Origin of the sequence: Bacillus sp. Marseille-P3661 (genome assembly GCF_900240995.1) — a bacterium.
Taxonomy (GTDB): Bacteria; Bacillota; Bacilli; order Bacillales; family Bacillaceae_J; genus OESV01.
Genome location: NZ_LT965957.1, coordinates 136,664 through 161,031, shown reverse-complemented (window position 1 = coordinate 161,031; position 24,368 = coordinate 136,664). Strand labels below are relative to the sequence as shown.

Below are 24,368 nucleotides of genomic sequence, written 5' to 3'. Positions count from 1 at the left end.
GAATATCAACAGCTATATATATTTAATAGAATCTTTCTGTAAATGGGGGCTAGTTAATTGGCAAAAGTGGAGATCCAATATGTAAATCAGTTGATAAACAATCAAGAGATATCAACAGAGCAAAATATCGAGATACGTGACCCAGGCCGAATTAGTGATATGGTAGCACGAGTTTCTATAGGTACAAAGGAACATGTCGATATGGCAGTACAAGCTGCATATTCAGCATTTGAGAGCTATAGAAAATCAAGTGTTGAAGAGCGAATTGAATTAATGATAGAGGCAGCTGACAGAATCGAAAAAGAAAAGCTGAATTTAGCAACTACCCTTGTACGTGAACAAGGGATGCTGCTTGAAATTACATTAGAAGATGTTTCAAATGCAATTGCGACTATTCGTAATCATTGTTTAATAGTTAAAGATTTTTTTAAAGCAAGAGTATACGAAGATGAAAACAGTTGGGTTAGCCTAGAAAAACGGCCGGTAGGTGTAGTCGGAGCTATTGTCCCATGGAATGCCCCAATGGCCTTAACATTTTCCAAGGTGGCACCTGCATTATTGACTGGCAATACCATTGTTGTTAAGCCATCAAGTAATGCACCTGTTGCAGTAACCCAAGCGTTAAAAATAGCAGCTTCTATTTTCCCACCAGGTGTTATTAATATTGTACTTGGAAGTGGTAGTGAAGTTGGCGCAGCTATTCCGAAACACCCACTGATCAGAAAGGTTGCGTTTACTGGCGGCACTGCAGCAGGTCAAGAAGTAATGAAAGATGCGGCGTCAACAATTAAAAACGTGAGTTTAGAATTGGGTGGCAATGATCCAGCGATCATCCTTGATGATGTGAATCCTGCAGAGATGATCCCGAAACTAATTAAAGGGGCGTTTCGCCGATCAGGCCAAGTATGCTTTGCAATCAAACGGGTATATGTGCCTAAGACTATTTATCATTCTTTTTATGATACATTGTGTCAGTTTGTTGATGAATATAAAGTAGGTCATGGTTTGGATAACCGTTCAACGTTTGGTCCAGTGAATAATGAATCACAGTATAAATTTATTAAACAATTAATAGAAAAAACAAAGCAAAGCCAGGCTATTGTTCAAGAATTAGGCAGTAAGGTGGAACCTGGGGAATGGAATAATGGGTATTATTTATTGCCTATGGTTGTAAAAGATGTAGATCCCACTCATGAGTTAGTTACCTGTGAGCAGTTTGGCCCGATCGTACCTGTAGTTCCATACGATACAGTGGAACAGGTGATAAAAATGGCCAATCAAACTGAATTTGGCTTAAGCTCTTCGGTTTGGTCCAATGATTTTGAACGCGCATTACAAATATCTAGAGAAATTGAAGCAGGTCTTACCTATATTAATGGGCACGGTCAATCGCAGCTAGGTAAAAAATATATTCCGTTTGGCGGAGTGAAACAAAGTGGATTGGGAAGAGAGCGAACCGAGATAGGGATGGAAGAGTATATCGAGTACCATGGCATTAACTTTCATAAATAAAAAGTAATTATAGTAAAGGGAGGCGTTTGCATGAAGATCAAGAAGAAAAGTTTAGGTTTTTTAGCAATGGTAGTTGCCTGTTTGTTGTTAATTGTTGGTTGTAGTTCAGGCGGTAGTGAAACTTCATCCACATCTGGATCAGGTTCTACTCCAGAAAGCAGTTCAAGTGAAACTAGTGAAGGAGAAACTAGTGGTGGTGGAGAAGGACTATCCGCTGTCCGCATAGGTACCTCTAGTTCAGGAAGCGTATTTTATGGTTTGGCTATCGCTGCTTCCGAAATTTTCGAAAAGTATACAGATATTAATTCGACGGTGGAACCTGTGGGTGGTTCGGATCCGAATATGTTTGCGATTCATGATAAAAAAATTGAGTTAGGAGTTGCCAATGCATTTGCAGCCCAAAATGCGTATAATGGCGCAGCCCCTTATACTGAACCTGTTAATGTAAGCTTAGTTGCTCAAGGTCAAGCTAGCTTCAGACAAATTCTTGTTCGTACAGATGCGGGAATTGATAGTCCGGAAGATTTAGAAGGAAAAACTATTATCGCTAGTCGTCCACCATTACCAGAGCTAGAGTTGATTGCAAACGCAATGTTTGAGGCCTATGGTCTGGATACTAGTACGATGAAACTAGTTTCAACTGCCAATACAACTGAAACAGATGAGGCGTTAGCTGTTGGTAGCGCAGATGCTGCTTTATATCCTGCTAGTTTAGGTAGTCCGCTCTTAAATGAATTAACAGCATCCGGAAAGGTGAAGTTTTTAGAAATCAGTGATGAAAAGCTTAAAGAGATGGCAGAGATTTTACCGTCAGCTATTATTCCAGGTGTGATTCCAGCTGGTACTTATACAAATCAGGATCAAGATATAAATGCATTCTATTTTAATACGTATCTTGTTGCCGGTGGGGATGTGCCTAATGAAACAGCTTATGAACTTACAAAAGCGTTATTCGATAATCATGAAGAATTTGCTCAGATGAACAAAGCTGCTGAGGAGTGGACATTAGAAGCTACTCTTGATAATCCGAGTATTCCATTCCATGACGGCAGTATTCAATATTTTAAAGAAGTCGGTGCATGGAATGATGAATTACAGGCTGTTCAAGATTCATTAAAGAAATAAATACATGGATGTGACGGGCTTGAACAGTATGCTCGTCACAACCTATTTATTATTGACTTACCGGAATAAAGGAGGTTGTTAATTTGTCAGAAAAATCAATTACGGTGGCAGATGATAGGTTACATGGTCTTGAAAGTAGCTGTACAGCTGCTGAAGCCATGCTAGAGGCACTTCAAAATGCCGGGGTTTCCTACATATTTTCAAATTTAGGCAGTGATCACCCTACATTTATAGAAGCAATGGCAAAGGCATCATTAGAAAACAAACAATTGCCAAAGGTGATTATATGTCCACATGAGTATGTTGCCTTATCAGCAGCACATGGATTTGCTCAAGTAACTGGGAAACCGCAAGCAGTGTTTGTCCATTTAGATGTGGGGACACAAAATTTAGGTGGAGCAGTTCACAACGTATTTAGAGGAAGAATTCCAGTATTGATTTTTGCCGGTGATACGCCATACACAGTCGAGGGCGAATTAATGGGGACTAGAAATACACCTATTAATTTTTTACAGGATATTTATGATCAACGTGGTATTGTCCGACCATATGTAAAATGGGAATATGAAATTCGCACAGGAAAAAACATTCAACATTTGATATACCGTGCTCTGCAGTTGTCAAAAAGCTCTCCACAGGGTCCTGTCTATCTAATGGGGGCAAGAGAGGTACTAGAAGAGGAAATTAGCAAGCCGGCCATTTCAACAAAGGGTTGGGACCCTATTGAAAAGCATGGTCTTACGAAAGAATCCATCGCCCAACTTATTGATGATATTAATCAAGCAGAAAATCCTTTAATTATTACATCAAATGTAGGGCGTGAACAAAAAGCTGTTAGTGAATTGGTTCAGTTTGCCGAGAAACTAGTCATTCCTGTCATTGAAATTGATCCTAATTATATGAACTTTCCTTCAGACTCACCACTGCATCAAGGTTACCAAACAGATGGAATTCTGCAGGAAGCGGACTTAATTATTGTCATTGACAGTGATGTACCATGGGTACCTTCTAAGGGCCAGCCTAATAGTACAAGTAAAGTATATTATATAGATCCTGATCCTTTAAAAGAAAAGATTCCGTTATGGTATGTACCATCTGAGAAATTTTATCAAGCAGATTCGTATGTTGTCTTAAAACAACTGAATGAGTTTTTACGGAATCAACCAGCCAATCAAAAAGCAGCAGCACGCCTATCAAAATATAAAGAAAGGCATAACAATCTTCGCTTGAGCTGGGTCAAGAATGAGGAGAATAGCATTGCTGATAATGCAATATCTCCACAATTTCTTTCAGCATGTCTCAGAGAAGTTATTGAAGAAGATACGATTGTATTAAATGAAACGATTACAAATTCGTTAAATGTATTAAAGCACCTGCCGCGGACTAAACCAGGAACTTATTATGGTAATGGTGGTACAAGTTTAGGCTGGCATGGAGGAGCAGCAATTGGGGTTAAATTAGCTGCGGAAAACAATACTGTCGTTGCTTTAGCAGGAGATGGCGGGTTTTTATTCAGTGTACCATCATCTGTTCACTGGATTGCTAAAAGATATCAAGCTCCATTTATGACCGTTATTTATAACAATCATGGTTGGAATGCGACAAAACAAAATGTCCTTCGTCTTCACCCAAATGGTATTGCAAGTCAAAATGATACCTATTGGGTCAATTTTGAAGAGCCATCTAACTACGCGAAAATTAGTGAAGGTGGGGGGGCTTACGGTGAAACAGTAACGGAACCATCCCAATTAAAAGCAGCATTAATACGTGGTCTTGCTGCAGTTAAAAGAGGCCAATCAGCAGTAATTGATGTTCATTTAAAGCCGATTTCTTTGCATCACTATTAAAGGTTAAGTTAAATGTTTTTAGATAGAAAGTTACGAATTCTTTAATAGAAAATTTCTAATTAACACTATTTTTTTTGTTGATTCTATAGGAAACTTCTATTTTACAAATAGACTATTTTGAATTAACATAAAATTAAGAATATTAAATCTAAACAATTAAGCTAGGTGAAAGCCAGTGGACTTAAAAAACGTACTAACATTTGTCACTGTTGCTAGAGAAATGAGCTTTGCTCAAGCTTCACATATTTTGCATTTAAGTCAGCCTTCAGTAACAGCACGTATACAAACATTAGAGACTGAATTGGGGAAGACACTTTTTGATAGAAAAAGACGTAATCTCCAACTCACGAAGGAAGGTGAGGCGTTTTTACCTTTTGGACTACAGTTGTTAGAGATTCAAAGTGAAGCAAAGGAAAAATTAAATAGCTTAAATGATACTTTAGAAGGAAAGATTACGATCGGGGCAACTGCACTTTGGTCTGTGTATATTCTGCCATCTATACTAGGTGATATTTTAAAGAAATATCCAGGTGTAGAAATTAAAGTTGTTACCGGAAATACAGTAGGAATTGCAAATATGTTATCGAAAAATCAGGTGGATATCGGTCTCGTTTCTTCTGAAGTAAAGAAAAAGGGGGTTATGGAGTATCACATAGCGGAGTGTTCGTTGAGTTTAATTTGTAGTCCAGATCATCCTTTCGCATCGAGAACAATTGATATGGAAGAAATGCTTAAGGCGCCAATGGTCACGTATCAACAAAATTCTGATGCATGGAAGACCATTAAAAGGATCTATTCTATGTATGGTTCCTCACCTAATGTTGTGATGGAGCTGAATCAGATTGAGGCGACGAAACAAATGGTCAGCTGCTCACCTTTTATTTGTATCCTGCCAACTATTAGTGTGGAGAAAGAACTAGAAAAAGGACAATTGAAAAAGGTGAATGTGAAGGATTTACCACAAATTATCGAGAATATGTCAATGATTTTTCAAGAGGAGAAGGGCTCGTATAAAGTTATAAATTTGTTTAGAGAAGTATTGAAACGAAAAATTGGAAATAAAAAACTCGGCTAGAGTTCAAATATAAGGAGGAAATAAGATGTTATCACGTGAAGACAATGAATTATTGACACGAGTAGGTCCAGATACACCAATGGGGCAACTATTTAGACGGTATTGGATTCCAGCCATGCTATCGGAGGAATTACCTAAGCCAGATTGCCCGCCAGTTAAAATTAAATTATTAGGAGAAGAACTGCTAGCGTTTCGCAGTACGGATGGAAAAGTAGGTCTTGTAGATGAGTATTGTCCACACCGAAAAGTATCTTTATATTTTGGTAGAAATGAAGAATGTGGAATTCGCTGTGTTTACCACGGCTGGAAGTTTGACATTAATGGGAATTGTGTAGATATGCCATCTGAACCTGCTACTAGTAACTTTAAAGATAAGGTCAATATCAAGTCATATCCATGTGAAGAATTTGGCGGTGTAATTTGGACGTATATGGGACCAAAGGAACATATGCCAAAACTGCCAGAACTAGAGTGGGGACTGGTACCTTCTGAACATACGTATAAGTCAAGACGTATTCAAGAATGTAATTATCTCCAAGCTCTTGAAGGTGGTCTAGATTCAAGTCACATTTCATTCCTTCACCGTGGCGGCGGTGGTCAAGGATTTATTGGACTTAAAAATAACGCAGCTAGTAAAATACCAAATTATCTTACTTCAGATACTGCACCGAAATTTGAGGTGGAGAAAACAGATTATGGCATGATGGTTGGTGCTAAACGTCACGCTGAAGAAGGCAATCTTTACTGGAGAATTACACAGTTTTTAATGCCATGGTATACGATGATTCCTCCATTTGAAAACGCTCCTAGAGGTGCGCATGCATGGGTTCCAATGGATGATGAAAATGTTTATACATGGAATATTAACTGGAATCCTACACGACCTTTAACAGAGCATGAAATTGACGTCTTAAAACAAGGAAGAGGTATCCATATGGAGCTGATTCCTGGTACATTAAGACCAAAACAAAATAAAGATAATGATTATTTAATAGATCGTGAACTTCAAGCAAGTGGAAAATCTTATACAGGCATCCTTGGAATTGGTGCACAGGATAGTGCAGTACAAGAAACACAAGGTGCCATTGCTGATAGATCTCAAGAGCGTTTGGGCTCCAGTGATGCTGCGATTATTGCTGCACGACGAATCTTACTAAATGCGGTGAAAACCTTACAGGCGGGTGGTACACCTCCTGCTCTTGAGCCAGAAACTCATAATGTACGATCTGCATCAGTTGTATTACCTGAGGGCATTCCATTCCAAATTGGAGCAAAAGATGTTTTAACAACAGTTGATGGCGACTTTGTTCATGAGAAAGAAAAATCAAGTAATGCAGTAACAAGTCAGCAGAGTAAAGCTTAGAAAACTAGTAGATATGATTGAAAGCGGGAATTGTTTTCCCGCTTTCATTATCGTATGCAAGTAAGTTGGAAAAACAGAGTTTATTTTAGGAGGTAAGGTATGAATAGCCAAAAGGTCATGGCCGCTGTACAGGTTGGTCATAAACAAACAGAAGTACAAGCTTTCAATATTCCTGATATCCCAGACGATGCAGGATTGCTCAAGGTTGAAATATCAGGTGTATGCGGTAGTGATTGGCCGGATTATAAAAAGGATGAGGGGCCGCGTATATTAGGACATGAAGTTGTTGGTTATATAGAAAAGGTTGGTAAGTATGCTCAAGAGCGCTGGGGTGTAAAAGAAGGTGACCGCGTAGCGTTAGAGGAATATTTGCCATGTGGTCATTGTCGCCGCTGCAGAACGGGTGAATTTCGTTTATGTTCGGCTACAGATAAATGGAATGGCGGAATTCGATTTGGTTTTACAGGGACTTCAGAACAGCCTTCACTTTGGGGCGGTTATAGCCAATATTTATATTTACATCCCAATTCAGTTTTTCATAAGGTACCAGACCATGTTCCAGCTAATCAAGCAGCACTAGCCTTGCCATTAGGTAATGGCATTGAGTGGACAATTAATGAGGGCGGTGCAGGGCCTGGGAAAACCGTATTAATTCAAGGTCCAGGACAACAAGGACTAAGCTGCGTGCTCGCCGCGAAACAAGCAGGTGCCGATACAATTATTGTTAGTGGCTTGACAGCAGATAAGGACCGATTTGAAGTTGCCAAAAAATTCGGTGCCGATTATACAATTGATGTTCAAAAAGATGATCTTGTCGATAAAGTCTCCGAGATTACGAACGGTGAAATGGTTGATCTTGTTATTGATGTAGCTGCTGGTGGTCCTGCAACAGTAACGTTAGCAATGGAAGTAGTAAAAATAAGAGGTACGATTATTATCGGCGGAAAGAAACATCAGGAAATTCCAGGGTTTTTTAGCGATAAATTAATGTCTAAGTGTATCACAATGAAAGGTGTTCGTGGTCATAGCTACGAATCAGTCGAGCGTGCAATTGCTCTGATTGCATCAGAAAAGTATCCATTACATGAAATGTGTACACATGATTTTGGTTTAAATGAGGTTGATTTAGCATTGAAAACGGTCGGCGGAGAAGGTGTAAGTGGAGCAATTCATGTTAGTGTAGATCCATGGAAGTAATGTAACGTAACTAGTAGCACCTGCAGGAAATAACAAAAAATAGACTCAAGAAAGAGATTGTTTTTCAACAACGAAGGAGGCGATCGAAGTGATGAAGTCTGATAGTTTAGATGAAATGCTGTCTTATTTTAGCGGAAAAACTATTGCTATTCTTGGTTATGATGATCAAGGCTTCGAGCATGCAAAAAAATTAACAGAATATAATGTAAATGTTTTAGTTGTGTTAAGGGAATGTACAAGTGATGAAAGGTGGAAAAAAGCTGGATTTGAAGTTGTAAGTGTGTGGGATGCAGTTGATAAAGCAGATATTTTACAGGTATGGTAATTTTATGAAAAGTATAAAAAGTCTATCTCTAGTGATAAAGCATTAAGCTTAACGCTGGGATAGACTTTTTTTATGCTTTAAGAAAGTTTAACTTCGCTAAAGGAATAAAGTATAAGAAAAGCAAGCCTTTAGATACATCACCTTTTGCCATTAACGGCAAGTGAGGTGTTTTTCTAATGTTAATAGGCTTATTTTCCAATACTTATGTAGTAATAATATACTAATCTACTAAATTTTCAATAAATCAATTCAAATAGTTTTGACTTTTCAGAATTATTATTATAGTATATGTAATATCAAATTCGTTTTTACGATAAAATTCTCTTCAAAACGAGGGATTTTAACAAGTTTTTCACGGTTTGTATGGTAGAAACTGTGTATTTACAGTAGGAGTTGATGCTATGAAAATTAACCATGATATTGCAATCCCGATCGTTCAAAAACTTATGACCATGATGAATTACAATATTAATATCATGGATGATCGTGGCATTATCGTTGCCAGCACTGATGAAAATCGAATAGACAGTATTCATGAAGGAGCTTTAAAGATTCTTCAGTCGAAACAACCTTTAATCATATATAACGAAGATACAAAACTATTTTCCGGTACAAAAGCAGGCGTTAATTTGCCAATAGAATTTTTGGGTGACATTCTTGGTGTGGTAGGGATAACAGGGGATCCTCATGAGTTGATGCAATTAACTCAAATGACAAAGATAACTGTAGAGCTAATGCTGCAACAAGAATATATGCAAAAGCAAACACAATTTAAACAGCAGCTTTTGTACTCATGGGTAATGGAGCTTATTAGTCCTGATACATTAGATGAAAAAAGACTTAGAAGACATGCCAATCACTTTTTACATATAGATTTAACAAAGGACTGCAGTGTGCTTTTAATAGAATTAAAGGATTTAGAATGTTCCTCCAACTTAGATGATTTTATTAAGAAAAATGAACAGAAAACAGCAATGCTGCAAAGAATTAAGGATATGCTGCCAGAAAATACACTTCTTACTTTAATCGAAGATAGTTTAGTGTTTATTGGGTTGTCTTTAGAAACAATTGAGGTAGAGTTGGAAATTGCTGAGAAAGTACATCGATTGTTAAATGACAAATATAAAGACGCCTTCTTAACTCATATAGGAATTGGTAATAGATATAAAGATATAGAAGGATTTCGTCGCTCCTATATGGAGGCGAGACAAAGTATAACCTTAATGAATAAGTTTGAAAAACATGCTGCTATTAGTCATATTAAAGAATGGGGCTTAATTAGGATTATTGACCAGCTTCCATCTGGAATAAGGGAAGAACTTTTAACACAATATCCTGTTGATAAGTTACCTTCAGATCTAATTAAGACATTAGAAGTTCTTTTTGAAAATGATCATAATTTAGCTACAACCGCCAAACAGTTACACATACACCGTAATACATTAACATATCGCTTAGAATGTATTACACAATTAACACAGCTTAACCCAAAGTCAGTTAAAGATTCAACAATCTTATTAATTCTAACGATTCTAAATAATTTAGAAAAATAAATCAGCCTATTTTTGGTAATATGCACTAAATAATAATAAAAAAAAGACAATATTTTGTTGTTAATTACAATGATTTTGGATGCTAAATGTAGTTAAATAGTATTAATTATATTATTTAAAATTTTCCAAAAATGAGCACATAAAACGAACATCCAATAAAGTGAGAAGTTTTAATAACTTATTAAGTAAACGTTTTCATTTCTTTTTAGTATTGTGTGAGCAGGAGAAACTTTTGATTAATTAACTGAATCTTCATAATTATTTTTTTGTAACTTTATATTAAGTTGGTAAGGAGGAGTACAATGATAATCGACCGAATTGACCATATCGTTTTAACAGTTAAAGATGTTGAGAGAACAGTAGACTTTTACAGCAATGTTTTAGGTATGGAAGTTCAAGTATATGGTGGGAAGTGGAAGACGATGGCTTTTGGGCAGCAACGGATCAATCTCCATGAACTTGGCAGTGAAGTACCGATAAGGGCGCAAAATCCTACACCTGGCTCTGCGGATATTTGTTTAATCGCATCAACTCCTATTGAAGAAGTAATACAACATGTTAAAGCTAAAGGTGTTGAAATAGAAGAAGGACCAATTATGAGAGCTGGAGCATTAGGACAGCTAGAATCCATTTATTTCCGTGACCCTGATAATAATTTGGTAGAAGTTTCAAATTATCCTAAATAACCGGTTGTGAAAAAAGGAGTGGAATAGAATGTCAAATACAACACCTGATAATACACCAAAATTAATTGATACAGATGTACATAATTCATTGGGAAGTCGTGCAGAACTACTTCCTTACTTACCAAAAGTTTGGCATAAGCAATGGCTAGATACTGGTGAGAATGTAAGTGGCTACTATAGTCAAATTGGGCAACGAAGAAAAGATGCCTATACACCAAGTGGTGGAAACCCGGGTAGTGACCCTCATTTTCTACTAGAACACCATGTGGACAAATACAATATCGACTATGCAATCCTAACACATTCAACACTTACTTTAGGACTTTGTGTCCACTATGACCCTGATTATGCAAATGGAGTAATTTCAGCACATAATGACCACATGGTAGAACAATGGTTAAGCGTTAGCCCTAAATATAAAGGTAGTATTTTAATAAATCCGAGTGATCCTGAAGCGGCTGTGAAGGAAATTGAAAGAATGGCTAAGCATCCTGATATGATTCAGGTGATGATGGCTAGTGCCTCACCGAAGTTATATGGTCAAAGATTTTATCATCCTATTTATGAAGCAGCCGAACGAAACGGATTGCCTGTAGGCTTACATCCAGGTATGGAAGGTAGCACACTCACTGGAGCTCCGACACCATCCGGATTCCCAACTCGATATTTTGAATACCATAACCTGCTTCCAACTAATTTTATGGCACAGGTAAATAGCTTTGTATGTGAAGGTGTTTTTGAAAAATTCCCTAACCTAACTGTTGTAGCAATTGAAGGAGGAATAAGTTGGTTGCCGCATTTAATGTGGCGCATGGATAAAAATTATAAGGCGTTGCGTGATACGGTGCCATGGTTAAAGAAAAAGCCATCAGAATATATTAAAAAGCACATTCGATTAACAACACAGCCAATTGAAGAACCTGAGAATCCTCTTCACTTAAGGCAGATTTTTGAAATGTGTGATGCAGAAGATATTATTATGTTTTCATCTGACTATCCTCATTGGGATTTCGATCATCCTGGTATGGTGTTAAATCATTTGCCAAGGGAAATGCGCGATAAAATAAAGGCTAAAAACGCCATTGATCTTTACGGTCTTAATCAGAAAGTAAGTGAAAATACCACTGTCTAAGGAGTAGGGGGAAATCTATGAAACTCAAGCAATATCAATATCCTGTTACATCGATAGACTGGGGAGAAACGACTAACTATCAGTTTGGTACGCTTTCAATTAATTATGATGATCTAATGAAGGAATTAAGTCAAAAAGGCGACCTCGATCAGGTTGTAATAACAGATATTGAGTTAGTTCTTCCAGGTACAAATACGCGGGTAGTTAATATATTTGATGTGTTACCTGCTCAGGCCCGGTTAGGTGAGAATTCAGTCAACTATCCTGGAGTGCTTGGGCCAGCCCAAACAGTTGGTGATGGTGATTCTGCTGCATTAGAAAATTTCGCTGTGCTTGCTATTTCATCAATTGAAGAGCGTGACAATAAGCTGTTAGATATGGCTGGAATTGGTGCTACGTTAACACCATATTCTGAATTTTTTCATGTAGCATTCCGAGCAGAGCCAAAAAAAGAAATAAGTCAAGCAGTTTACTATCTAGCGCTAAAAAAAATAGGATTACGAATAGGAAGTTATTTAGCTAGAACTGCTGCAACTTCTCAACAATGTCCAATAACAAAAACCTATTCTCTGGAAACGGGTGACTATAAATTACCCAATGCTGCTTATGTTTTTATGATTGCATCGCATCAAAAATCAGAGACAGGCGAACCGATCTTGTATGGTGATGATGTTTCAGGGCTGCTACCGACAATTTTACATCCCAATGAGGTATTGGACGGCGCGGTAATTGCTCCATTTTGGAACTTAGGTATAGATACGTATACATTTATAAATAATCCTGTTTTGTTGGAGCTATACGATCGACATGGTAAAGATATTAACTTCACTGGAGTTGTCATTTGTGTTGCACATATAACGCGTGAAAAGAGAGCCCGAACGGCAACGATGATTTCAAATCTTGTTCATGAAATATTAAATTCGGACATAGCTGTCTTAACAAAGTTAGGTGGCGGAATACCGGAATCTGATTTGATGGCTGCTATCGAATTACTTGAAGAAAACGGAGTTAGTACATCTTCAGTTATTTGGTCTACGATGGGAAATGGTACAATCAAAGATTCGTTGTCAGCCCATTCAGATGCGGCTAATGCCTTAGCATCGGCAGGTATTTTCGATGAAACGGTTGAGCTGCCAGGACAGGAAATTGTTGTTGGTGGAACGAACGTCGATCATCTTATAAGTGAACAAAGTGGAAACTATCATGATGCACATGAGCCTATTCTAGTACATTATCGCCATATTTGTGGGGCTATTAGTCAATTAGGAGCTTCGAAGGTAGGAATGATTGAAGTTTAGATCCTACAGAATCATAGAAAGGAGCGTGAATGAATGATAGAAACCAAACCAGTACGAGTAGTTCATTATCTTAACCAGTTTTTTGGAGGTATAGGTGGAGAAGATAAAGCTGGGATCGCACCATATACAGTTGAAGGTGCTGTGGGACCTGGACGTTTATTAGAGCAATCGTCTAATGGATCCATAAAAGTAATAGGTACGGTTATATGCGGTGATAATTATTTCGTAGAAGAACCTTCCGCTCTAATAAAAATACTCGAATTAATTCGGCCATACAAAGCTGAGGGTTTCATAGCTGGTCCAGCTTTTGCAGCAGGACGATATGGTGAGGCCTGTACGTCTGTTAGCTCCGCGGTAAAAGAGGAACTTTCTATTCCAGTCATAACCGGCCTTGATCCTGCTAGCCCTGCGGTTGAACGCTACCGTCAACAATTATGGATTGTTAAAACGGGAAATTCAGCTGTTGATATGAAAAAAAGTATGCCGCGCATGGGAAGTATTTTATATAAGAAAGTATGTGGAGAATCTCTTTCAAAAGAAGAGGTAGATTATTTAGTTTCTAGCGGCTTGAAAAAAAATATCGTTTGGGACGAACATGCTGCAAAACGGGCTGTTCAAATGGCTTTATCTAAATACTATCGGGAATCATGGAAAACGGAAGTTCCGATGGTGAAGCATGAACAAGTTCCTCCAGCCGAGCCTATTCGTTCAAAAGTAATAAAGTTAGCATTAGTAACCGATGGTGGCCTCGTTCAAAAAGGCAATCCAGAGCGAATGTCGGCTGTCCGCTCTAAGAAATGGTGCCAAATTGATGCTACATCTTGGTCTAAATTATCGGAAGACTTAGTAGATGTTAATCACGGCGGCTATGATACTAGATTAGTAGCAGCAGATCCGAATCGTCTCATCCCTCTGGATGTGGTTAGAGAATTGGAGAAAGAAGGTCAGATTGAATTACATCCTTACATTTATTCTACTGCTGGAGTTGCAACGGCAATAGAGGATGCAGCAGGATTTGGTCGGGAGATAGCTATCGAATTAAGAAATGCGGGTATTCAAGCTGCCATTCTAACCTCAACATGAGGCACAAGTACACGCTGCGGTGCAGCGATGGTAAAAGAATTGGAAAGAGCAAATATTCCTGTAGCACATATTTGTACGATCACAAACGTTGCGTTAGAGGTTGGGTCAAACCGGGTTATACCTTCTGCAAGTGTTCTGTATCCTACGGGTAATCCAAAACTTTCGCTAGAAGAGGAACTGAGATTTAGGAAAGAAATTGTGATACAAGCTCTTAAATCGATTCAGGCTGAAATCGGGGCTGCAACAATATTTGAATATGCATGATAATATCTAAAACGTTGAAGTAACTTGCAATTTTTGAAAACGTTTTAATAGTATCGTGAAATATTATATAGTTTTTAAGTTTTATAGAATAAAAAATAGTAAATAAGGATTAGGAGGAGTTAATTTGAAAAAACGTTTAGGGATTTTATCGCTGATTTGTTTGTTAACTATCATGCTTTTAGCAGCATGTGGGGGCAGTGGTTCAGAGCAAGCACAAACAGATTCAAAAGCAGGTTCTGAAGAAAAAACAGAATCAACAGAAGGTAGTTCTGGTGAAAATGCAACAGGTGAAATTGATGATTCTGTAGCAATTGGTACACATAGTGCTGGTAGTGGTTATCATACTGTTGGTTCTGGTTTAGCAAAAATTATTTCTGATAATACACCAATTCGTGGTAATGTTCGACCAACTGCTGGTCCACAAGCGTGGATTAATGATTTAAATAGTGGAAATCTTGAATTTGGTTTAATTAATAATGTAGATATTGCGTTCGCTTATAACGGTGGTCCAGGTTATGAAAAGCCAATTGAAAACATTCGTACTGTATTTGGTGGTATGCCGATGAATAGTACAGGTTGGACTGTAAGACGTGACAGTGGTATTACAAGTATTAGCGAGTTAAAAGGTCAACCAGTAGCAAGTGGCTTTGGTGGGAACTTCTTAATCGATCTTATTTTACGAGCAGAATTAGAATCTGTGGGCTTAACTTATGATGATGTAAAACCAGTTCCAGTACCAGAATTCCAGGCTTCTTTAGATGCAATCCAAGAAAATATGGTTGCCGGGGCATATGCTGGTTCACCAGACTCAGCTAAGGCACAAGAAGTGGGTTCTGCAATTGGCGGTCTTCGTGTACTTCCATTTGGTGATTTAAAACCAGAAGATATTTCAGCAGACGGTAAAGCACCTGCTGAAAAGCAAGCACTTCTTGAAAAATATTTACCAGGTGCATCGTTTTCTGTCGTTCCTGCTGGTGTAGGTGTTTTAGAAGAAGATACAGTTCATATTCGCTATGACATGACATTAGTAGCATCTGCTGATGTTTCAGCAGATACTGTCTACACAGTTTTAAAGTCTATTTGGGAAAATTACGAAGAAATGCATGGTTTAATTTCTTATACAAATGATTTAAGCCCTGAAGTAATGCCGCGTCCGAATCCAGGAGCTCCATACCATGAAGGTGCAATTAAGTTCTATAAGGAAATGGGTGTATGGACTGACGAACACGAAAAGCTTGCTGAATACACTCCACAATAGAGTTTAACTATTGACATCAAGGGAGGCGGTTATGGATATGGCAGAAGATAAGAAAATAAAAAAACCAGAAGATAAATCGCAACGGCATCGAACGCTAACCGGTGTAGCACGTTGGTTTCAAATCGCAGTATCCGTTTTACTTTTAGTACTTGGAATGATGTTCATTTTAAAAGTGCATATCCGATTAGGTATACCGATATATGCCGAACAATGGATAGGTTTATTCATGAGTTTGTTCCTATTTAATACATTCCTCACCGTACCAGCAACAAAGCGGTCCCCTAGGGATCGCTTGCCCTGGTATGATGCTATATTAGCTATTGCATCAATACCTTCTGGGATTTTTATTGCGATGAATTATGCTGATATATTACTAACATTAGGTCAAGTCACAAATGAGCGTGTAATTTACGGAGCAATTGCAATTCTCCTTATTTTAGAATCAGGTCGCCGCTTAATAGGTTTAAGTTTAGTTATTATTGCTGCGGTATTCATTTTATACGGTGCTTATGGTTCATTACTACCTGGTGCAATTGCAGGTGCTGAACTATCATGGGGGCAACTTATTACTTATTTATATCTTGATAATAGTAGTACATTAAATATGTTAGGATTAGCTGCTACTTTCGGTTTTGCATTTGTGTTTTTCGGTCAGGTGTTACTGAAGTTTGGCGGCGGTGACGGTTTAACAAATATTGCCTTACTTGCCTTTGGTAAAACACGAGGGGGTCCTGCAAAAGCAGCAGTTGTAGGTTCAAGCCTTGTAGGTACTGTCAGTGGTGCCCCTATGTCAAACGTTTTTCTAACAGGAAGTGTAACGATTCCATTAATGGTTCGCAGCGGTTATCATCCGCGTTTAGCAGCTGCAATTGAAGCGGTTGCATCATCTGGTGGGCAAATCACACCACCAGTAATGGGTATTGCTGCATTTATTATCGCGGAACGTTTAGGTATTCCATACCAAGAGGTAGCGATTGCAGCAATCATTCCAGCTTTATTATTCTACGTAGCTGTGTTTGTTCAAGTAGACTTAGAGGCTGGAAAAAAAGGTTTAAGAAAGTTAAGCAACGATGAAATGCCAACAAAAAAACAAACGATGCAACAAGCATGGCCGGTACTAACTGTACTTTTCGTGCTAATCTACACATTGTTTGTAATGAATCTTGCACCGGCAACTTCCGCAATCTATACTGGATTAATTGGTATTCCGATATTTGCTCTAGTTAAAGAAAATAGAAAAGATTTTCTTAAAAAACTTTGGCAAATTGTTGAGGAAAATGGGCGTATGTTACTTGATGTAGGTAGTGCATTAGGGATTGCGGGTATGGTAGTTGGAATTATGAACGTTTCAGGTTTAGGGTTCAGTATTGGTTATACATTGACATTAATCGGTGAACACAGCCTATTTCTGTTATTGTGCGCAGCCGCCATTGGGTCTCTATTCTTAGGTATGGGAATGCCATCTGTAGCAGCTTATGCTCTCGTTGCTGTTTTAGTTGGTCCTGCATTAGTTGATTTTGGGCTTAATCCGTTAGCTGCACATTTATTTATATTCTATTTTGCAATATTATCAAACTTTACCCCGCCGATTGCTTTGGCAGCGTTCGCAGGTGCGTTTATAGCGCAAACAAACCCAATCAGAACTGGGATTACCGCAGCAAGACTTGGAACACTAGCTTATATCGTGCCGTTTATCTTTGTTTATAACCCGAGCATGATTATGCAAGGTGAAGCTAGTGAAATCATAATATCAGTTCTTACAGCAATTGTAGGAACATTTGTAATTGGTGCAGGTCTTGTTGGGTACATTTTCAGTCATCAGGGATGGCCTGCCCGCATTCTAATCCTAGCTTCAGGTGGAGCATTATTGTATCCTGTAACAGGGGTCAATATAACATTAGGAATTAATATAGTTGGTTTTGTTATAGCTGTTATTATGGTCATGTTATCATATAAAAATAGTAAAAAACCAATTATTAATGAATCCGAATCTCTTCAACATAGTATTTAAACAGACGTAAAAAAGAGGTGAATTCTATCACCTCTTTTTTACGATTGAAAGTAATGTTCAATATTTATATTGTCTTCGTGATTGTCGATAAACTCCTCAAGGAACTGAGTATGGGTTAGATGTTGCAAATTATATTGAAATAAACAACGTTTAGTTATTTGCACAAAAAATTGTACGTGAAAGCCAGGAGATTTCATTATTAAATCCAATGTAAATATTAATAATTTCTGTAAAATTATAAGTAGTAGGATTCTTCAGGCAAAGGATGGATTATTTTGAATATATTAATAGCTCCAGACTCTTTCAAAGGAAGTTTATCTGCTTTACAAGCAGGAAATATTATAAAAAATGCTTTTATAGAAGTAATTCCAGATGCTAATCTAGATGTTGTCCCAATGGCTGACGGTGGTGAGGGCACATTAGATACACTTTTGTTTGTGACGGGTGGTAAGCGATTACATTTAGAAGTAACCGGTCCCCTACAGAAAAAAGTTGGGGTCGAGTTTGGAATTCTTGGTGACAATAAAACGATTGTGATTGAAATAGCTAAAATAGCAGGGTTACCAATGGTCGCTGTTGATCAGCAAAATCCACTTGAAACAACTACCTATGGAATAGGTGAAGTTATTAAGGCATGTTGTGAAAAAGGTTATCGTGATTTCATTATTGGACTTGGAGGAAGTGCTACAAATGATGGAGGATTAGGAATGCTTCAAGCTCTTGGAGTATCATTCCTAGATAAGAATAAGCAGCCGGTATTACCAATTGGTAGGTCTGTTTCGCAAATTGAGCATGTAGACTTTTCAACTATTCAACCGGACATAAAGGAATGTAAAATTCAAATAGCAAGCGATGTAGATAATCCTTTATGCGGAGATAATGGAGCAACGGCAGTGTTCGGGCCACAAAAAGGGGCAACACCAGATATGGTAGAAAAGCTAGATCGAGCCCTATCAAAATATGCAACGCTTATTGAAAACCACCTTAATAAAACCTATCAATTTAATAAAGGTGCAGGTGCTGCAGGTGGTTTAGGCTTTGCATTTTTACTGCTTGGTGCCGAAATTACCTCAGGTGCGAAACTAATGGCTGAGTCTACTAAATTAGTAGATAAAATAAAGGCTGCAAATTGGGTCATAACAGGTGAGGGACAAAGCGATTTTCAAACACTTTTTGGTAAAGTGCCAGGATATATTGGCAAAATTGCCGAAGTTAATAATGTAAAAGCTCTTTTATTATCAGGCAGTTTAGGTAAAGGATATGAAGAGTTATATCAATATTTTATTAGCTGTGATTCTATTGCAAATGGACCCATATCGCTCCAACATTGTATGGAACATGCAGAGGATTTGTTATTTAAGAAAGCATACAATTTAGCTAGATTGCTAAAAGGTCTTGATGAGAAAGATAAGAAGATTTTAGAAGGTTCAGTATCAAGATGATTTATTTTAATTACTTGGGTTAATAGTTTGATTAGGGGGTAGAATGCAATGAGTGAACAAAAAGTGGATAGACATGTTGTTGCCAGTAAACAGGAGTTAATTGAAGCAGGAAAGAAGATCGTCACTATTGATGGACATGAGATCGGCGTTTTTCATGTTAACGGTGAATTTTTTGCTTGGAGAAATTACTGTCCTCATTTTGCAGCGCCGGTATGCGCAGGAGATGTCTGTGGAACACGGTTGAATTCAGACGTATACGAGTATAAGCTCGGGCTAGAAGGTCAGATTCTGCGTTGTCCATGGCATGGCTGGGAATTTGACTTGAAAACAGGTGTTCATTTAGCGGACGAGAGCGTAAAATTAAGAGGCGTAGAATTAGAAATGGACGATAACTATGTTTATATTCAAGGGAGAAAGAAATAAAGACTATGAAACATAGTTGTTACATAGCATAGGAGATGATTTAAAAAGATGAAACAAAAGATATATATTACAAGGAAAATTCCAGCTGAAATAGTTAACAAATTATCTGAGCAATTCTATGTATCGATGTGGGAAGAGGAGGATGTGCCAGTTCCTTATGATGTGTTAGAAAAAGAAATTGAGGATGTTGATGGGCTTTATTGTCTGCTAACTGATACAATTGACGCGAACTTAATGGATAAAGCTAGTAACTTAAAGGTAATCAGTACGATGGCGGTTGGTTATAATAATATTGATATTCAAGCTGCTACAGATAGAAGGATCATTGTTACAAATACGCCAGGAGTTTTAACTGAAACAACTGCAGATCTTACATTTGCATTGCTTATGGCTACTTCTAGAAGATTAATAGAAGCGTCTGATTTTTTGCGAAACGGGAAGTGGAAAACATGGTCACCGCTTTTGCTTTCAGGGCAGGATATACATGGCTCAACCTTAGGCATTATTGGACTAGGAAGTATTGGTCAAGCTGTTGCGAGAAGGGCCAAAGGATTTAATATGAATGTTTTATATTATAATCGCAGTCGTAAGCTTGAGGCGGAAAAAGAACTTGGAGTTCAATATGTCGAAAAGGACCAGCTGCTTCAGGAATCTGATTTTGTCGTTTTACTAACACCTTTTACGAGTGAAACTAAACATTTAATCGACGCTAAGGAATTATCATTAATGAAAAACACCGCCATCTTGATTAATACATCCCGTGGTGAGGTGGTCAATGAGGTTGCATTATATGAGTCGCTAAAAGAGGGACAAATATGGGCTGCTGGACTTGACGTTTTTCAACAAGAACCAGTGCCAACTGATCACCCTTTATTGACACTTCCAAATGTTGTCACTTTACCTCATATCGGAAGTGCGAGCATGCAAACTAGAACAGCGATGGCATACCTTGCGGCAGATCAATTAATGGATGGTTTAAAGGGAATAGCTCCGAAAAATACGATAAACCCAATGGTTATAAAATCATAAATATGTATAGTCACTGAAAAACGCCTGCTAAATTTGCGTAGTAGGCGTTTATCGTGTTATCCGGTTTTTTAGATTTTGCGGCCTAGAACATAGTCTTTAAAAGTTTTCGTTGACAACAATCGATTATTTTTAGAAAGGGCTAAACCTGTAACCCTTTTAACAGGTTCTTTTAGTTCAATGATCGCTGTCTTTTCATTTGAAATCGATGCGGCAATTCGATTTGCGAATAACGTAATTCCTATTCCTTCTTCAATTAAACCTTTAATCGTTTCCACATGACTGCTTTTTAAGATAATATTTGGCTCGAACCCTGCATCACGGCACAGTTGCACTAAAGAGTTTTGTAGCCCTGTGCTAGACTGGATCATTAAAAACTTTTCTTTGGACAGTTCTTCTATTGATACTTCTTTTCGCTCTGCAAGTGGATGTGTGCTTGATACTAATAAAACTAACCGATCATTAATAAGCGGATAAAAATCAAATTCAAAATTGGCTATATACGGGTAGCTTATAAATGCAACGTCGATTTCTGAAGTTGATAATTTCTTTAATAGCGTGTCACTGTTCTCCTCGAAAATTTCCATTTCAAAGCCTGGGTAATCTTTCTGAAAGTTTGCGATCACCGAAGTAATTCCTAAGTATGTAATGGTTGACAGAGCACCAATCTTAATTTTACCTTTCATAAGGTTCGAATACTCAAACATACAGCTACGCGCATTTTCAATTTCAGAGATGATCCGTTTTGCGTATGCCAAAAAGTCTTCACCGGCAGATGTTAATTGAACCTTCCGTGTTGAACGAATAAAAAGTTGTACCCCCAGCTCATTTTCTAGCTTTTTGATTTGATCGGATAAAGTAGATTGTGAAACTGATATTTCGTCAGCAGCTAGTGAGAATTTCATGTATTTCGATAATGCAATTACATATTCTAGTTGGTGGATTTCCATTTAGTTACTCCTATCTTGATTTATCGATGACATCTATTAATACTATATCTAACATCGTTTGTATTAATCAATATTTTTATGTAAAGTAAATGGTATAGAATATTCTAAACATTCAATATTGAAAGCGTACACAATTGTAGAGGGGGGTTAAGATGCAATTAAACATAAATCATTATCCAGTTCATTCTGTTTCTTGGGGAGAATCTACTCACTATATTGATGGACAATTAGTCGTGAATCGAGACGAATTATTAGCCCATTTAGAAAAAAGTGGTGAATTAAAAGACGTTAACATAAAAGATATTGCTCTTGTGTCGCCAGGGACTAAAACAAGAATTATCAATATCTTTGACATATTCCCAGCACGAGCTAGGTTAGGAGAAGGAGCTGTTGACTATCCTGGAATTCTTGGTCCTGTACAATCCGTTGGGGATGGGGTAACTGCTTCATTAGAAAATTTCGCAGTCCTATCGGTATCAAGTGAATATGATAAATATCATAAAGTTCTTGATATGTCAGGTCCTGGGGGTACAATAACACCTCACGCTGAACTTTTTCATATCGCAGTAGTGATAGAACCAAAGAATGATAGTTTACCATCATCTGCATATAACGGTTATTTAAAAAGAATCGGGCTGCGGGTAGGAACTTACCTTGCAAAGGCCGCAGCAAAGTCAGAACCGGATAGTGAAACTAATTATTCACTTGAACCACAGCCAAAGGAGTTGCCAAGGGTAGCTTATGTATGCATGATTGCATCTCACCAAAAAGCTGTACCAGGAGAACCAATATTATATGGTGATGATGTAGGCGGTTTAATGCCGACGATACTTCATCCTAATGAATTCCTAGATGGTGCAGTTATTTCACCTTATTGGAACTTAGGGATTGATACACTTTCTTTTCAAAACAATTCAGTAATTTTGGATTTATATAGTCGCCACGGGAAAGACGTAAACTTTGTCGGTGTAGTACCTTGTGTTTCACATATTACACGGGAACGACGAGAGCTTTCAGTACTAATGGCAACAAACTTAGTACACTCGATTTTAAAAGCAGACTTAGCAGTCGTATCAAAAGTAGGCGGTGGTATACCTGAATCTGATTTAATGATGACGGTTGAATCACTTGAAAAACGAGGTGTACTAACATCAGGGATTATTTGGTCCTATTTAGGAGACGGAACCGTTAAGGATTCACTTAGTACGTATTCATTAGCAGCGAATGCCTTGGCTTCCGCTGGTATGCAAGATGACGTCATTGATTTGCCTGAACAAGAAATTATCATTGGTGGAACGTTACTAGGTCCGTTTACCGATAATCCGCATGATAAAGCCCAACCGGCACATTTGCCTATACGGGCTCGCTATAGAGATGTAAGTGGTGCAATCAATCAATTAGGTGCATCACGTGTTGCACAGGTTGAAATTTAAAAGGAAGCCTGAGGTGAAGTTAAATTGACTGAAACGAAACCAGTAAGAATTGTTCATTATCTTAATCAGTTTTTTGCTGGCATAGGAGGAGAAGAAAAGGCAGGAATTGGACCATATGTAGTAGATGGCCCGATTGGACCTGGTCTCCTTTTAGAACAAGCATCAAAAGGGAAAGTAAAAATAGTCGCTACAGTTGTTTGCGGCGATAATCATTTTGTAGAGGAACCAAACGCGCTTGAGCAAATCATCGGATTTATCGATCAATATCAGCCTGACGGTCTACTAGCAGGACCAGCTTTTGCAGCAGGTCGCTATGGCGAAGCATGCACAGCAATATGTTTAGAAACGCAAAATCGCTTAAATATACCTGTGATAACGGGTCTTGCACCTGATAGTCCATCTGTTGAAGCGTATCGGCAAACACTAACGATATTTCGAACAGGATCATCTGCTCGAGATATGAGAAAAAGCATACCTAAAATGGGTGAAGTATTAACCCAAATCATTGAAAATGGAACACTTTCAAAAACTGACCGCACTTTCTTATATCCAAAAGGACTAAAGGAAAATCAAGTTCTTGACAAAAACGCTGCACAGCGAGCAATTTCGATGTTACTAGCAAAATATCAAGGACAAGAGTGGCATAGTGAATTAACGTTTCAAGAGTTTGATATGATTGAGCCGGCGCCAGCGGTTACTGAAAAAGGCTTTAAGATTGCACTAGTAACAGATGGGGGTTTGATTTTAAAGGGGAATCCTGAGGGAATGTCATCTGGGCGTTCAAAACGTTGGTGTAAAATCAATGCGGAAACTTGGAATGAACTAACTCCGGAAGTAGTTGAAGTAAATCATTTTGGCTACGATACTCAATTTGTATTAGATGACCCGAATCGACTTGTACCGCTCGATGTGTTACGTCAACTAGAGAATGAGGGCGAGGTAAACGTTCACCCTACTATATACTCAACTGCCGGGGTATCAACAACGATTGATAATGGTGCATTATTTGGTCAAGAGATTGCTAAAGAACTTCAAAAAGCAGGCGTACAAGCTGCAATTTTAACATCGACCTGAGGCACTAGTACTCGCTGCGGTGCAGCGATGGTAAAAGAAATTGAGCGTGCTGGAATTCCAGTTGCTCAGATTTGTACGATGGTAAATGTCGCAACAGGTATGGGTGCAACAAGAGTAATACCATCACGAAGTGTCCTTTATCCAACTGGTGATCCAAATAAGACTAGGGAAGAAGAATTTAAATTAAGAAAACAACTTGTCAGTTGTGCAATTGCCGCTGTTCAAACTGATGTGAACGAACCGACGGTTTTCGATATTACATTAGCACCAAAGGTTAATGTATGAAAAAGG

20 protein-coding genes are annotated in these 24,368 nt (G+C 38.0%); 19 read left to right on the top strand and 1 reads right to left on the bottom strand.

Going from position 1 to position 24,368, the window contains the following annotated elements; translation table 11 throughout:
• Positions 1–66: 66 nt before the first annotated feature.
• The 17 genes from C1724_RS21815 to C1724_RS21730 all read left to right on the top strand — a co-directional run bounded on the left by C1724_RS21815 (position 67) and on the right by C1724_RS21730 (position 20,623).
• On the top strand, positions 67–1,512 hold the full coding sequence (locus tag C1724_RS21815; protein ID WP_258000506.1) for an aldehyde dehydrogenase family protein: 1,446 nt from the start codon (positions 67–69) through the stop codon (positions 1,510–1,512).
• A 30-nt stretch (positions 1,513–1,542) separates the two neighbouring features.
• Complete coding sequence (locus tag C1724_RS21810; protein WP_102348902.1) at positions 1,543–2,637, top strand: TAXI family TRAP transporter solute-binding subunit; 1,095 nt, start codon at positions 1,543–1,545, stop codon at positions 2,635–2,637.
• An 83-nt stretch (positions 2,638–2,720) separates the two neighbouring features.
• Positions 2,721–4,484: a thiamine pyrophosphate-requiring protein gene (locus C1724_RS21805; protein ID WP_258000496.1), complete on the top strand. Its 1,764-nt coding sequence runs from the start codon at positions 2,721–2,723 to the stop codon at positions 4,482–4,484.
• 175 nt (positions 4,485–4,659) lie between these two features.
• A complete protein-coding gene (locus tag C1724_RS21800; RefSeq protein ID WP_102348901.1) occupies positions 4,660–5,559 on the top strand; it encodes a LysR family transcriptional regulator in 900 nt (299 codons plus the stop codon).
• Positions 5,560–5,584: 25 nt separating this feature from the next.
• The gene (locus C1724_RS21795; RefSeq protein ID WP_102348900.1) at positions 5,585–6,922 is read left to right on the top strand and encodes a Rieske 2Fe-2S domain-containing protein; all 1,338 of its coding nucleotides are present in this window, start codon (positions 5,585–5,587) and stop codon (positions 6,920–6,922) included.
• 99 nt (positions 6,923–7,021) lie between these two features.
• Positions 7,022–8,119 carry a zinc-dependent alcohol dehydrogenase gene (locus tag C1724_RS21790; RefSeq protein ID WP_102348899.1) on the top strand — a complete coding sequence of 366 codons (1,098 nt, stop codon included), beginning with the start codon at positions 7,022–7,024 and terminating at the stop codon, positions 8,117–8,119.
• A gap of 91 nt (positions 8,120–8,210) precedes the next feature.
• A complete protein-coding gene (locus C1724_RS21785; protein WP_258000505.1) occupies positions 8,211–8,444 on the top strand; it encodes a hypothetical protein in 234 nt (77 codons plus the stop codon).
• A 401-nt stretch (positions 8,445–8,845) separates the two neighbouring features.
• The gene (locus tag C1724_RS21780; RefSeq protein ID WP_102348897.1) at positions 8,846–9,997 is read left to right on the top strand and encodes a CdaR family transcriptional regulator; all 1,152 of its coding nucleotides are present in this window, start codon (positions 8,846–8,848) and stop codon (positions 9,995–9,997) included.
• 302 nt (positions 9,998–10,299) lie between these two features.
• Positions 10,300–10,683 (top strand): VOC family protein, encoded by a 384-nt coding sequence (locus tag C1724_RS21775; protein WP_102348896.1) that lies wholly within the window; start codon positions 10,300–10,302, stop codon positions 10,681–10,683.
• Positions 10,684–10,711: 28 nt separating this feature from the next.
• Positions 10,712–11,815, top strand: coding sequence for an amidohydrolase family protein (locus C1724_RS21770; protein ID WP_102348895.1), 1,104 nt, complete (start codon positions 10,712–10,714; stop codon positions 11,813–11,815).
• Positions 11,816–11,832: 17 nt separating this feature from the next.
• On the top strand, positions 11,833–13,113 hold the full coding sequence (locus tag C1724_RS21765) for a glycine/sarcosine/betaine reductase component B subunit (RefSeq protein WP_102348894.1): 1,281 nt from the start codon (positions 11,833–11,835) through the stop codon (positions 13,111–13,113).
• A gap of 33 nt (positions 13,114–13,146) precedes the next feature.
• Complete coding sequence (locus C1724_RS21760) at positions 13,147–14,460, top strand: glycine/betaine/sarcosine/D-proline family reductase selenoprotein B (protein ID WP_258000495.1); 1,314 nt, start codon at positions 13,147–13,149, stop codon at positions 14,458–14,460.
• A 124-nt stretch (positions 14,461–14,584) separates the two neighbouring features.
• The gene (locus C1724_RS21750; protein ID WP_102348891.1) at positions 14,585–15,718 is read left to right on the top strand and encodes a TAXI family TRAP transporter solute-binding subunit; all 1,134 of its coding nucleotides are present in this window, start codon (positions 14,585–14,587) and stop codon (positions 15,716–15,718) included.
• A 31-nt stretch (positions 15,719–15,749) separates the two neighbouring features.
• On the top strand, positions 15,750–17,729 hold the full coding sequence (locus C1724_RS21745; protein WP_102348890.1) for a TRAP transporter permease: 1,980 nt from the start codon (positions 15,750–15,752) through the stop codon (positions 17,727–17,729).
• A 275-nt stretch (positions 17,730–18,004) separates the two neighbouring features.
• The gene (locus C1724_RS21740; RefSeq protein ID WP_102348889.1) at positions 18,005–19,171 is read left to right on the top strand and encodes a glycerate kinase; all 1,167 of its coding nucleotides are present in this window, start codon (positions 18,005–18,007) and stop codon (positions 19,169–19,171) included.
• Between the two features lie 48 nt (positions 19,172–19,219).
• Complete coding sequence (locus tag C1724_RS21735) at positions 19,220–19,594, top strand: Rieske (2Fe-2S) protein (RefSeq protein ID WP_102348888.1); 375 nt, start codon at positions 19,220–19,222, stop codon at positions 19,592–19,594.
• Positions 19,595–19,642: 48 nt separating this feature from the next.
• Positions 19,643–20,623 (top strand): 2-hydroxyacid dehydrogenase, encoded by a 981-nt coding sequence (locus C1724_RS21730; protein WP_102348887.1) that lies wholly within the window; start codon positions 19,643–19,645, stop codon positions 20,621–20,623.
• Positions 20,624–20,691: 68 nt separating this feature from the next.
• Here C1724_RS21730 and C1724_RS21725 read toward each other — a convergent pair whose 3' ends face one another.
• Complete coding sequence (locus tag C1724_RS21725) at positions 20,692–21,570, bottom strand: LysR family transcriptional regulator (protein ID WP_102348886.1); 879 nt, start codon at positions 21,568–21,570, stop codon at positions 20,692–20,694.
• A gap of 152 nt (positions 21,571–21,722) precedes the next feature.
• Here C1724_RS21725 and C1724_RS21720 point away from each other — a divergent pair, with 152 nt between their 5' ends.
• Both C1724_RS21720 and C1724_RS21715 read left to right on the top strand, forming a co-directional pair.
• The gene (locus C1724_RS21720; RefSeq protein ID WP_102348885.1) at positions 21,723–23,003 is read left to right on the top strand and encodes a glycine/sarcosine/betaine reductase component B subunit; all 1,281 of its coding nucleotides are present in this window, start codon (positions 21,723–21,725) and stop codon (positions 23,001–23,003) included.
• 24 nt (positions 23,004–23,027) lie between these two features.
• Entirely contained in the window at positions 23,028–24,362 is a 1,335-nt protein-coding gene (locus C1724_RS21715) for a glycine/betaine/sarcosine/D-proline family reductase selenoprotein B (protein WP_258000494.1), read from the top strand.
• Positions 24,363–24,368: the final 6 nt, after the last annotated feature.

What these genes read in the sequence shown, in the direction of transcription:
- C1724_RS21730 (WP_102348887.1), top strand. Translation starts at nt 19,643, where the DNA reads ATGAAACAAAAGATATATATTACAAGGAAAATTCCAGCTGAAATAGTT.
- C1724_RS21810 (WP_102348902.1), top strand. Translation starts at nt 1,543, where the DNA reads ATGAAGATCAAGAAGAAAAGTTTAGGTTTTTTAGCAATGGTAGTTGCC.
- C1724_RS21725 (WP_102348886.1), bottom strand. Translation starts at nt 21,570, where the DNA reads ATGGAAATCCACCAACTAGAATATGTAATTGCATTATCGAAATACATG.
- C1724_RS21735 (WP_102348888.1), top strand. Translation starts at nt 19,220, where the DNA reads ATGAGTGAACAAAAAGTGGATAGACATGTTGTTGCCAGTAAACAGGAG.
- C1724_RS21765 (WP_102348894.1), top strand. Translation starts at nt 11,833, where the DNA reads ATGAAACTCAAGCAATATCAATATCCTGTTACATCGATAGACTGGGGA.
- C1724_RS21720 (WP_102348885.1), top strand. Translation starts at nt 21,723, where the DNA reads ATGCAATTAAACATAAATCATTATCCAGTTCATTCTGTTTCTTGGGGA.
- C1724_RS21790 (WP_102348899.1), top strand. Translation starts at nt 7,022, where the DNA reads ATGAATAGCCAAAAGGTCATGGCCGCTGTACAGGTTGGTCATAAACAA.
- C1724_RS21785 (WP_258000505.1), top strand. Translation starts at nt 8,211, where the DNA reads ATGAAGTCTGATAGTTTAGATGAAATGCTGTCTTATTTTAGCGGAAAA.
- C1724_RS21780 (WP_102348897.1), top strand. Translation starts at nt 8,846, where the DNA reads ATGAAAATTAACCATGATATTGCAATCCCGATCGTTCAAAAACTTATG.
- C1724_RS21770 (WP_102348895.1), top strand. Translation starts at nt 10,712, where the DNA reads ATGTCAAATACAACACCTGATAATACACCAAAATTAATTGATACAGAT.
- C1724_RS21775 (WP_102348896.1), top strand. Translation starts at nt 10,300, where the DNA reads ATGATAATCGACCGAATTGACCATATCGTTTTAACAGTTAAAGATGTT.
- C1724_RS21745 (WP_102348890.1), top strand. Translation starts at nt 15,750, where the DNA reads ATGGATATGGCAGAAGATAAGAAAATAAAAAAACCAGAAGATAAATCG.
- C1724_RS21795 (WP_102348900.1), top strand. Translation starts at nt 5,585, where the DNA reads ATGTTATCACGTGAAGACAATGAATTATTGACACGAGTAGGTCCAGAT.